The sequence below is a fragment of the Niallia alba genome (assembly GCF_012933555.1).
In the GTDB taxonomy this organism is placed as follows: domain Bacteria; phylum Bacillota; class Bacilli; order Bacillales; family Cytobacillaceae; genus Niallia; species Niallia alba.
On record NZ_JABBPK010000001.1, the window covers coordinates 4,372,547 to 4,384,283 of the forward strand.

Here is an 11,737-nt window from a genome sequence, read left to right on the forward strand (position 1 = left end):
TATTTACCAATTAAAAATGGCATGTAATAATAGAATTATCACGTAAATATAAAAACGTTTTAATTTTTTATAAAGAGATTGGAGGAACTCATTATGGAGACAAAAAGTATAGTTACTCGTCTGTTTATTGTTTCAGAATGGATTACAAGAATTGCTTTTTTAAATCTTATTTGGCTGCTATTTAATCTTCCTATTTTTTATTTATCCTTTCATTTATTTGTTAGTACTCTGTCACAACAATTGCTCGCTATTGTCTCACTTATAGCTGTCTTATCACCATTACTCCTTTTTCCATCTACCACTGCCCTCTTTGGTGTAGCACGAAAATGGGTGCAAGGGGAACTAGGAGTAAAATTGCTTCCTTCTTTTTGGAAATTATATAAAGAGAATTATTTACGTAGTTTATTAGGCGGCATTGCTTTCACTATTGTTTGGCTATTTCTGATATTGGACTTTTACTACTTCTCCACTATAAAGTCACCTATTTATTATCTATTTTTAGTTGTAGCCCTATTTATGGTAGTTATTACGATTAACTTTTTCTCACTCTCTGTACATTACGAGGGAACACTTTTTCAGACAATGAAAAATGCCTTCTTACTAACATTGGGACGTCCCGTTCATACACTCGGTATTGCATTTATTAGTATCGCCTGTTTTTATATAAGCTTTAACCTTTTACCTTTTTTACTATTCTTAGGATTTGGATCCCTTTGTGCCTACGGATCTTTCTTCATCTTTCATCGTGGGGTAACTCCAGCTGCGTAGTTTAGCGGAAAATGAAAAAAATCTTCCATATATGCTATTTTTAGCTTCAAGCGAAAGGCAGCATAAGGAAGATTTTTTTCTCTTCTCGGAAATTTATATTGATAAGGAATCAGTAGAACCATCCCCCTGAGGACATGCTTTATCCTTATACTGGAGGCCAAATTGGATGTGCTAGGGCAACTAAAAGGATTGCTGAAGCTAATAAGAATTTTTTCATTATTTTCTTCCCTCCATTTCTATGTATTTAATAGCTATTTCAAATTTTCCTAATCGTTTATAGTATTTAGATAGTTGATTAGAAAAATAATGAAGCTCTTCTCTATGTTCTCCAATACTTTCTAAATAAGGAATGATTTTATTCTCTAAATACTTGAATCCGACTTCTTCATCGCCATTTATCATATGTAGATAATAAATAGATAAATACTGATACTTCAAATTGTTTAGCTCTTTTGATAAAGCATATACCTTTTCAAAAAAAGCCTTTGCTTCACTAGAATTAAGATCATGATAACATTGTGCCACTGTATACAGACTAATAATATAGTGAACAGTCCCGGGAGTTTGCATATTTAAACCTAGTTTGTAATAATAAAGCGATTCTTCATGAAGACCCATCTTATGCTTTAAATATCCTAGATTATTATAAATTCGTGGCAGTAATGATGTCTCTTTCAAGAGCTTTACATTTCGAATGATATGTTTATAGCAATCTAATGCCTCTTGATAAATGCCAGCATGTGTATAATTAATCGCAAGTAGCATAAGTGTATGAATAATTCGTTTAAAATTATACTGATTGGTAAACAATTGCAAAGCTTTCTTTCCATAGAAAATGGCTTGTCCCGATTTCTCTAGAGATCCCTTCACTAATGCTATATGATAGTATAACTCTCCTGATGCAAGAGGGTTTGTTACATCATCATGCAAAAGCTGCAATAATTGATCTCTTGCATCATTGAATTCTCCTCTTAATATTAAGTGTATTCCATGATAATAAGAAAATAAATAGGATTCATGTTGGGAAAAATTTTTTCTTTGCTTATATAGCCATTTACGGTGATTGTCGGCTTTTTCTAGATTTTTAATAAATAAAAAATATCGATATTTATAAAGCTCGTATAGATAGATATAAGGGGTAAAAGTGATTAGTTCGTTTCGTTTCTCTAGTTCTACAAAGGCAAATCCAGCTTCCTCCTCTTCAAAGTATTCCATATGTTCAATAAATCTAGTAATGAGTGATTTAATTTGCTTCATATCGTTTTCTACTACTTGAAGATCAATATGCAAACGCTCAAATAATAGTTTGACTGTTTCTTGATTTGCTTCTTTATGATTATTTTCAATTTTACTTAAGTGTGGAATCGAACATATACCCTCTGCAAGCTCACTTTGTGTCAAATTTGCTTTCGTTCGATAGTATTTCAGTAATGAGCCAGTTTTCATGGACATACCACCTATTTTCTTATAGTTAATCACTTATGATATATAATTAGTATATTAATAGAATTAATATTGAACTGTAAATGCTATCCAATCGCATTTTTCCCAAATTTAAAAGGTTGTAAAGGATAGATTTCTCATTCTAAAGTCCCTATTTCCCACCTATAAACTTATTAAAATGGCAATTTTAGTCCATTTGCTCCTTAATATTTTCCCAATTATCCCTACTATTTTTCTATGATATTATCACACTAAGAATTTTTTTAATATTCTTTTTTCATTCCAAAATTAAAGGAGCGATAACAAATGAAGAAAAGTTTATCTCTATTACTAGCAACTGGTCTAGTATTCGGAGCTGCTATTCCAAGTGGATTAGCAGCAAGCAATGAACAAAAAAAGTTAGAAAAGTTCCAATTGTCTCAGAAAAATTGGGATAATAAAAAAGATTTACCCACCTTCCTATCTGGAAAACTATCTACTAAAAAATATAAAGTAGAAAAAGAGATTAGAGCTTATTTAAAAGAAAATGAGACACTCTACAAAATTAACCCAAGTAAAGATCTTACGCTATTAGAAGAAACAACAGACGAGCTTGGAATGAAACATTATCAATATGTTCAATCAGTAAATGGTGTTCCTATTGAAGGCGCGGCATTTTATGTTCACACAAATAAAGCTGGTGAAGTCGTAGCTGTCAATGGTGGATTACATCCCGAAGCATCAAAGAAAGTTACAACAACAAAAGCGAAACTAGCAGACAAGGATGCAATCGAGAAAGCATGGAAGCACTTAGATTTATCTAAAGAAGAGACAAGCAATGGCGATACAGTTGAATTAAAAGGATTAAGTAGCAAAGCAGCAAGTGAATCAACTACTGTTGAGAAAGACTCATTAGTTGTGTTTGAGAAAAATGGAATTTACCATCTAGCATATAAAGTAGAATTTCAATTTATCGACCCATATCCAGCAAACTGGCAAATTTTCGTTGATGCCAACGATGGAACAATTATAGATTCCTTAAACGCAGTAACTGATGCAGCAACCACAGGTCGTGGAACTGGAGTAAACGGAGACACTAAAACATTAAATACATATTTTTCAAACGGGACGTATTATTTGTATGATACAACAAAGCCAATGAGTGGCGGCGTTATTCAAACAGCTACTGCACAAAATCGTTCGACGCTTCCTGGGGTGTATTCAACAGATGCTGATAACGCTTGGACTGCAAGTAATCAACGTGCAGATGTAGACGCTCATTATTATGCTGGAGTAGTGTATGACTATTATTACAATACTCATAACCGAAATAGCTACGATAATAGAGGAGCATCTATTACATCAACCGTTCATTATCAAACAAACTATAATAATGCCTTCTGGAATGGTTCACAAATGGTTTACGGGGATGGAGATGGAACTACTTTTGCACCACTTTCTGGCGCACTTGATGTAGTGGCGCATGAAATTACCCATGCAGTAACAGAAAGAACAGCTGGCCTGCAATACCAAAATCAATCTGGTGCACTAAATGAATCTATGTCTGATGTGTTTGGCTATTTCCTTGATCCTAATGATTGGTTATTAGGAGAAGATGTCTATACACCAAAAGTTTCTGGCGATGGTCTGCGTAGTTTATCTAATCCTGAAAGCTATGGACAACCTTCTACAATGAGCAATTATGTCAATACAACAAGTGATAACGGCGGGGTTCATATTAACAGCGGTATTCCTAACAAAGCAGCTTATTATACAATTAGTTCTATCGGAAAAGCACAAGCGGAAAAAATTTATTATCGTGCATTAACAACCTACTTAACACCTACAAGTAATTTTAGTAACGCAAAATCTGCTTTATTACAAGCTGCTTCAGATCTTTATGGCAGCAACAGCAGCACTTATAATGCGGTAAAAAGTGCTTGGGATCGTGTAGGTGTAAACTAATTTTGATGGGCAGTTTCCTTTTAAGGGTAACCTTGACAAGGAACTGCTCATCCTGCAAAAAAAAAACGAATACCAATTAACAACCTCTCTCCCTATATCTAATAACCCCCTCCTTAATCAAAAAAAATATATAATATAACAAAAGAAAACCTGCAATTTACAATCCAAATATTCAGATCTCCCATTATTTCAAATTATCTTGTATTTTTCTCACATCACTTTTAGGCGGCAATCCAAACATTCTACTGTATTCTCTACTAAACTGTGATGGACTTTCATAGCCAACCTGAAAAGCTGCTTCTGCAGCTTCTAATCCTTCTGATAACATTTGCCTTCGTGCTTCCTGTAGACGGACCATTTTTTGAAACTGTAAGGGAGACATACCGGTAATCGACTTAAAATAATGATGAAAAGATGAAAGGCTCATATTCACAGATTTAGCTAATTCCTCTACGCGAAGTGGTTTAGCATATGCATGATTGATTATTTGAATAACCTCTTTTATTGCTTGTGCATGGCTCCCTAAAATAGCAAATTGCTTGATTTGATCTCCATCCTCATTTTGTAAAATTCGATATAAAATTTCCTTTTGATATAAAGGTGCAAGAACAGGAATATCTTTTGGTGAGTCCAGCAGCTTTAATAGCCTTACTAATGCATCTGTCATATCTGAGGTAGTTTTATTTACTAGCATCGCCCTTCTAGGAGGATAGGAATCTGCTTCCTTTTGATTGGCAACAGCTTCTAAAATCTGCTCTGTTGTAAATCCAAGTCTTATGCATAAGTACGGTTTTTCTTCGTCCGCTTCTGTAATTTTCCCGCGAATCGGCAGATGGACAGAGGTGACAAGATATTGACTGGAGTCATAATGAAATAGTTCCTCGCCTAACATCACTAATTTGGAACCTTGCACAATGAAACATACAGAAGGCTCTATAATAGAATGCAGTGGTTCTGTTAAGGTAGATGCTCGAATAATGTTTAAATGGTTTATCTCGGTTTCATGAGTACCATCTATTTTTATGTGCTTTTCTATTAATCTCGTTAACTCCCTTTTAGTGTCCAAGATATCCCCCCTTTATTTTTTTATTCATTTTACATCTTATTTGGAGAATTAGGCAAAGATTATACATGAATCTTCTATCTCCCTTTCTTCTGGCTTCCTTATAATAACCATACATCATCCTTAAAAGGATGAAAAATTATACATATTGGAGGGTAATGATGAGTAATTTACAAGACAAAGTAGCTATTATTACTGGTGCTTCTAGAGGAATTGGCACAACGATTGCAGAAGAGCTTGCACAATTAGGTGCTAAAGTGATCATTAACTACGCAAATAGTTCAGATAAGGCAAAAGAAGTTGTTACAAACATTGTAAATAATGGTGGGAAAGCAATTGCCATCCAAGCAGATGTGAGCAAAATTAAAGAGCTAGAACGTTTATTTGCAGAGACACTTCAACACTATGGAAAAATAGACATTCTTGTAAATAATGCAGGAATTATGCACACCATTCCGTTAAATGATGTAACAGAAGAAGAATTTGATTTGCATTTCTCCATCAATGTTAAAGGAACGTATTTTGCATGTCAGCAGGCGCTCAAATATATGGAGCAGAATGGGAAAATCATTAATTTTTCTACATCAGTGGCAGGGATGATGTTCCCTGGATACAGTCTATACACTGCCACAAAAGGCGCTGTGGAACAGATTACTAGACAGTTGGCAAAGGAATTTGGACCAAAGGGCATTACTATAAATACAATCTCACCTGGCCCTACAAACACAGAATTATTTATGAATGGCAAAAGTCCAGAACAATTAGAAAATCTAAAAAAGCTTAATGCCTTTGGACGCTTTGGAGAAACCGATGATATATCGAAAGTTGTTGCCTTTCTAGCAAGTGATGACGCCCGTTGGATTACAGGACAAACGATTCGCGTAAATGGTGGAATGGTTTAATCAAAAGAAAAACGATTGAAAGAGTGGATAACATCAAGAAGTGTTATCCACTCTTTCAATCGTTTTTTCGTTCTGAAATTTACTTTATTAATGAGATGGATGATCCACTTTCACACGTTTAATAAAGAAAGATAGAACAAAACCAATTATTGCGACAATAATTGCGAAGCTAAATGATTTTTGTACGCCCGCTGTAAAGGCAAGCAATGGATTTAACGGATTGGTTAAATCTGTCGCATTGCTCAAATAATTGCTAGTACCTGAAGCTAATAAAGAAATTGCAATTGCTGTTCCGATTGCACCACCAACCTGTTGCAATGTATTCATAATTGCAGTTCCATGTGGATACAATTCTGGCGGCAGCTGGTTTAACCCATTTGTTTGTGCCGGCATCATTACCATCGATACACCAATCATCAGAACAATTAGAAGACCAATAATAAAGCCTGATGATGTATCAATATCAATGGTGGAGAATCCGAATAATGCAAGAGTTGCTAACGCAAGACCAGGAATAACTAGCCATTTAGGTCCAAATTTATCAAAAAGGCTTCCCATAATAGGTGATAGAAATCCATTTATTAATCCACCAGGCAGAAGCAATAATCCTGCTGTAAATGTACTTAATGCGAGAACGTTTTGTAAATACAGTGGCAATAGGATCATTGACGAAAGCATTACCATCATAATCATAATAACGAGCACTAATCCCAACACAAACATCGGGTATTTAAACGCACTTAAATTCATCATTGGCTGTTCCATTTTTACTTGACGGATAGAGAAGATGATTAGTGACACAAGACCAATTGCGATTGAGATAATTACAACCGGGTTTCCCCAACCTCCACCTTCTCCAGCATTACTGAACCCATAAACAATTCCGCCAAATCCAATGGTTGATAGAATTATCGATAAGATATCAATTTTAGGCTTCGTTGGTGTCGTTACATTTTGCATAAATACACTTCCAAAAACAAGCGCAAAAACTAATAATGGGAGTGATACCCAGAAAATCCAATGCCATGTAAGAGAGCGAAGAATTAAACCAGAAATAGTTGGCCCTACTGCCGGCGCAAAACTAATTACTAGCCCCATCATTCCCATTACTTTTCCACGATTATGCGGCGGAATTAATACAAGAATTGTGTTAAACATCAGCGGTAATAAGAGTGCTGTGCCGACTGCCTGGACAATACGAGCAATCATTAAAATAGTAAAGGTTGGCGCAATTGCCCCTATTAGTGTTCCTGAAATCGAAAAGATTAACGAAGTAATAAATAACTGCCTTGTTGTAAACCATTGCAGAATAAGTCCAGAAACAGGAACCAATATACCAAGTGTTAATAGAAACCCAGTTGTTAACCATTGTACGGTTGTTTCCTTTATAGCAAAATCAGTAATAATTGTATTTAATGCCATATTCAGTGCCGTTTCACTAAATAATCCAACAAAACCCGCTATTAAAAAAGATGCGATAATAGGAAGTGTCTTAAACTCACTTTTTCCGATTGCATCGCCTTTAGCGGAAATATCCATTGTCATATTCATTTTCCTCCTTTAATATCCATAGAAATTACTGTTTTAACAGCACTGCTATTTGATTTGAAATGCAGCGAAGCGGGTTACTGCTCTTGTTTGTTAGAGCTAACATACATCCACCTTCTATCATTGCATTTAACGTTATACCTAACTCTTGTGCTAGCTCTTTTTTAAAGCCAAATTCTTCTAATCGATTCGTATAAAGAGCTTGCCAGTCTGTAAAAGTAGCATCACATGCTACTCGCAGCGTTTCATGTGTTAACGCTGTTTCAGAAGCAATCAAACTAATTTGCAAACCTTCAAGTGCACTACAGCCCATTTGATCAAATTCATTTGCGATAGAGTTCACATGTTGCTGAAAAGCAGACACAGGGGTATCGCCATCATTTAAGTCTTCTCTCATTTTCTCCACTACTAGTTCCCTCATTCGCTTAATTGCTTCTAAAGCAATTTCTTCTTTCCCATTCGGAAAATGATAATATAAGGAGCCTTTAGGAGCGCCACTCTCTTCAATAATTTGATTAAGTCCAGTAGCGTGAAATCCTTGTAGCTGAAATAATTTAGTTGCAGTAGTTAGAATTGCTTCTCTTTTATTGTTGGATTTCTTCATTAGAATCATCTCTTCTTAATAAAATTATAACAACTGGTCTACATAATATTAATGACATCAATGAGAAGTGTCAAGAAATTAATTGTGATTTTTTCTTATAAACAGACAATATTTACGTATTTTTTAAAGTAAGCATTTACATTTACAATTCTTATAAAGCGAAACTCCATCAGTGGGGTTTTTCCTCATCCCCACTGATGGTTAGTTGACCAATCGGACCTTTATCTCCCACCTATCTTTCTCGTATTCTCATAAGTTTGAGGCGGGAGTCTTACTCCGTTAAGAGTGGGGTAAAATAAAACATTCATCTTGGGGAGCCCATACAAAAATTCCTGCTGCAAGCCATTTTGTGATTTTATTGGCTAGAACAAAATTGGATACAGCCTATGATTCTGCCTATTTAAAAGATCAATTTACAAATGTATCAAAGCTTCCTGCTGAAGTTATTCCCAAAGTGATGGAACGCATAGAAGCATTTCAAAAAGATGACTTCCGTTTATTGGACAACGACCGTGCATTATTCGACTGGGCTTCCAAACAAACCTATCTTGCTCTTGGTAATATGATGACAGCTGCTTCCCAAATCGGCATTGATTCTTGTCCAATTGAAGGATAAATGAATCAGCTTCTAAAGGAAGAAGGACTTTTAGAGGATGGGCATTTAGGCATTTCCGTTATGGTAGCATTCGGCTATCGTGCCAAAGAACCTTATCCGAAAACACGTAGAGCATTTGATGATGTGGTAAAGTGGGTATAGGATTGTTCGTTTTATTAATACCGATGAAAAGATTTTTAGAAGCTTACATTGAATTTTCATGCGTTGCTTGGAGTGGAAGGGGTGAGACTCCTGTGGGATTAGCGAGACAGCTTAGACCCTGCAGGCTGTAAGCAGACCGCGGCTAAGCGCGAGCCCCACGGAAAGCGAACCCCTGGAGCGGAAAGCAACATCCCTATTCAAAGGGACTGATAAATATACTGTAGACAAACCTTTATATCTAAAATTCAGAGGTTTGTCTACAGTCTGAAGTGACGTTTTTATATACGTCACTTCTTATTTATTCTTTAGGGAAATCTAATTACTGCCTCTTTTAATTCTTTCGATACTGATGACTATATGGATTAAACGGAGTGAAATAAGAAACAGAATAATCCAAGTTTATCATCTCACTATATTCAAATACTGTGCCATTTTGTAGGATTCCTCTATTAAAAATTTTCATAGCCGCGACACCTTTTTTGCAATTCAGCAGCTCAGCATCTTCTTTACTTACATTGATTGCACTATAGGTAGTAATGAAATGAGAGATTTGATAGCCACATTGCTGTACATATTCATGAACGGAGTTTTTCACTTCTTCTTCTTCTAAATCTGGAAAATACGCACACGGAAGTCTTGTTGTTTCTATTTGCATTTTTTGATAATCGACAATTCTAACACGTTTGTATTCCCACACTTTTGTTTTTCTTCCGCTTAAATCAAATATTTTTTCTAATGTATGATCTGCCTCTATTTTTTTAAAATAAATAATTTTTGATTGGATATCTTTAAACTTTCTTTCTGTGAGTGAATTATAAATTAAGGGGCTTTTATATCTTGTTTCATTTACAAATATCCCTGAACCTTGAATGATTTTTACACATCCTATGTTCACAAGCTTTTTTAATGCTTCGCGAATGGTGTATCTTGATACATCATAATGTTTGGCAAGTTCTCTTTCCGTTGGAATCTTTTCCCCTGCTTTATATTTATTTTGATAAATCTTACTTAAAATATCTTCTGCTATAAAATCTCTCTTTTTCATATTATTACCCCTCAAACAGAATAGGTTTAAATCCACATCATCATTCTAGCATACATTTAATTTTTTCTTTTCATTGCTAAAGAAAAGAAAGAGACAGATCTAATAGGAAGACCCCTCTCTTTATAACTACTATGGTGTATGAATTGAACCATTTGGTATTCGCGCTTGAGTCCATTCGTGTTTACGATAGATAACAGGATACCTTTCAGCCATATCCTCATCAAATTCCACCCCAATACCTACTGTTTCAATAGGATAGATATAACCTTCCAGCACTTCTACTGAATGAGGGAACATTTTCTTTGTCGTTTCATCTGGTTCTTGTATCTCTTGAATCGCTGCATTATGAAGATGAATATTTAGATGAGTATTTACGGCTACCCCTATTGGTGTCATATCGGAAGGTCCATGCCATGCAATCCGCACACCAAAATTTTCACAAAGTGCCGCTAGTTTAAGTGCTGGTGTAATTCCACCAATCTGCGAAACATGACAGCGTATATAATCAATTTGCCTATTTATGATAAGATTTCTCCATTCCATTGGATTATTAAAAAGTTCTCCAGTGGCAATGGGAGTAGTACATTGTGCTCTTAAATGAGAAAGCCATTCATTTTGATCAGGTGGCAAAATATCCTCTAAGAAATAAAGCTTTCATCATTGGTACCCATGTCCAAAAATTTTATACAGCAATCATTGATGAATTAGGAATAGATGAGGATAAGCAAGTAGCGCAAGAAAGCGAGAAAAAAAAGGGGTTTTCGGAAGATTACTAGATGTTGCTTCAGGCGTTTTTGGACCAATCGTTCCGGCCATTGCTGGCGCTGGTATGATTAAAGGGATATTAGCTGGACTAATTGCTTTAAATATTCTTTCAAAGGAAAGTGAAACAGTCACTATTTTGGATTTAATTGCAAGCGGTGTCTTTTACTTTCTCCCATTCTTTTTAGCAGCATCAGCAGCGAAAATATTTAAAACAAATCAATACCTTGCAATCGCGATACTGGAGGACTGATGTACCCAACCTTATTGGATGCAGCTAAATTAGGGGAAATTAGTCAGTTCCATTTGATCGGGCTACCGATTCCTGTTATTAATGCTATCACACCAATCGCACTGCAGAATTTCGCAGATAAAGGCTACGATATGTTAATGCCAATGATGTTTATGACCAATATGGCAATCGCCGGTGCAACCTTTGCTATGTTCTTTAAAGCAAAGAATAAGATGGAGAAATCAATTATTATATCTGCAACTATTTCAGCCCTACTTGGCATTACAGAACCTGCCTTATTCGGTGTGCTAATTAAAAATAAAAAAGCATTTATAGCATGCACAATCGGAAGTGCCATTGCTGCAACCTTCTTTGCTGCTACTGGTGTAAGAATATACGGCTATATCCTTTCCAGTATCGTATGCTTAGTTGCTTATGTTGTACCTTACTTCCCTTATGCCATTGCTGGAATTATTATCGCCATTGGATCATCTTTCTTGATTGCTTACTTTACGATTAAAAAGAATGGTTCTAGTGAATTAAATGATCGTGTGTCTAATGCTGAGAAGATTTAAGTAAATACAGGAGGCTATCCCGACAGCTGGTTAAACTAACTTTTGGGATAGCCCTTTTTTTGTGAATACCTTTAGTACAATTACTTAATATTGG

At 35.4% G+C, this 11,737-nt stretch carries 10 protein-coding genes and 2 pseudogenes; 6 read left to right on the plus strand and 6 right to left on the minus strand.

The window, feature by feature from the left end; genetic code table 11:
• Nucleotides 1–93 precede the first annotated feature (93 nt).
• Nucleotides 94–768 carry a YesL family protein gene (locus HHU08_RS20800; RefSeq protein WP_169189210.1) on the plus strand — a complete coding sequence of 225 codons (675 nt, stop codon included), beginning with the start codon at nucleotides 94–96 and terminating at the stop codon, nucleotides 766–768.
• Nucleotides 769–984: 216 nt separating this feature from the next.
• Here HHU08_RS20800 and HHU08_RS20805 read toward each other — a convergent pair whose 3' ends face one another.
• Nucleotides 985–2,214: a tetratricopeptide repeat protein gene (locus tag HHU08_RS20805; RefSeq protein ID WP_169189211.1), complete on the minus strand. Its 1,230-nt coding sequence runs from the start codon at nucleotides 2,212–2,214 to the stop codon at nucleotides 985–987.
• Nucleotides 2,215–2,517: 303 nt separating this feature from the next.
• On the opposite strand from HHU08_RS20805, the gene HHU08_RS20810 reads away from it, so the two are divergent.
• Complete coding sequence (locus HHU08_RS20810) at nucleotides 2,518–4,155, plus strand: M4 family metallopeptidase (RefSeq protein ID WP_169189212.1); 1,638 nt, start codon at nucleotides 2,518–2,520, stop codon at nucleotides 4,153–4,155.
• Nucleotides 4,156–4,339: 184 nt separating this feature from the next.
• Here the strand turns inward: HHU08_RS20810 and HHU08_RS20815 are convergent, their stop codons facing one another.
• Entirely contained in the window at nucleotides 4,340–5,221 is an 882-nt protein-coding gene (locus HHU08_RS20815) for an AraC family transcriptional regulator (protein ID WP_169189213.1), read from the minus strand.
• Between the two features lie 158 nt (nucleotides 5,222–5,379).
• Here HHU08_RS20815 and HHU08_RS20820 point away from each other — a divergent pair, with 158 nt between their 5' ends.
• Nucleotides 5,380–6,120, plus strand: a complete 741-nt coding sequence (locus tag HHU08_RS20820) for an SDR family oxidoreductase (RefSeq protein WP_169189728.1) — start codon at nucleotides 5,380–5,382, stop codon at nucleotides 6,118–6,120.
• 87 nt (nucleotides 6,121–6,207) lie between these two features.
• Here the strand turns inward: HHU08_RS20820 and HHU08_RS20825 are convergent, their stop codons facing one another.
• Together HHU08_RS20825 and HHU08_RS20830 are read right to left on the minus strand one after the other, a co-directional pair.
• A complete protein-coding gene (locus tag HHU08_RS20825; protein ID WP_016202080.1) occupies nucleotides 6,208–7,665 on the minus strand; it encodes a DHA2 family efflux MFS transporter permease subunit in 1,458 nt (485 codons plus the stop codon).
• A 31-nt stretch (nucleotides 7,666–7,696) separates the two neighbouring features.
• Nucleotides 7,697–8,272 carry a TetR/AcrR family transcriptional regulator gene (locus HHU08_RS20830; protein WP_016202079.1) on the minus strand — a complete coding sequence of 192 codons (576 nt, stop codon included), beginning with the start codon at nucleotides 8,270–8,272 and terminating at the stop codon, nucleotides 7,697–7,699.
• 292 nt (nucleotides 8,273–8,564) lie between these two features.
• On the opposite strand from HHU08_RS20830, the pseudogene HHU08_RS20835 reads away from it, so the two are divergent.
• Nucleotides 8,565–9,029, plus strand: a pseudogene (locus tag HHU08_RS20835) (nitroreductase family protein); the annotation flags it as partial.
• Between the two features lie 331 nt (nucleotides 9,030–9,360).
• Here the strand turns inward: HHU08_RS20835 and HHU08_RS20840 are convergent.
• Nucleotides 9,361–10,074, minus strand: a complete 714-nt coding sequence (locus tag HHU08_RS20840; protein WP_169189214.1) for a GntR family transcriptional regulator — start codon at nucleotides 10,072–10,074, stop codon at nucleotides 9,361–9,363.
• 129 nt (nucleotides 10,075–10,203) lie between these two features.
• A pseudogene (locus HHU08_RS20845) lies at nucleotides 10,204–10,713 on the minus strand (enolase C-terminal domain-like protein); the annotation flags it as partial.
• Between the two features lie 190 nt (nucleotides 10,714–10,903).
• On the opposite strand from HHU08_RS20845, the gene HHU08_RS25210 reads away from it, so the two are divergent.
• A complete protein-coding gene (locus tag HHU08_RS25210) occupies nucleotides 10,904–11,089 on the plus strand; it encodes a hypothetical protein (RefSeq protein ID WP_051993865.1) in 186 nt (61 codons plus the stop codon).
• Complete coding sequence (locus HHU08_RS25215) at nucleotides 11,089–11,643, plus strand: PTS transporter subunit EIIC (protein ID WP_235678850.1); 555 nt, start codon at nucleotides 11,089–11,091, stop codon at nucleotides 11,641–11,643. The genes HHU08_RS25210 and HHU08_RS25215 overlap by 1 nt, the downstream gene beginning before the upstream one ends.
• Nucleotides 11,644–11,737: the final 94 nt, after the last annotated feature.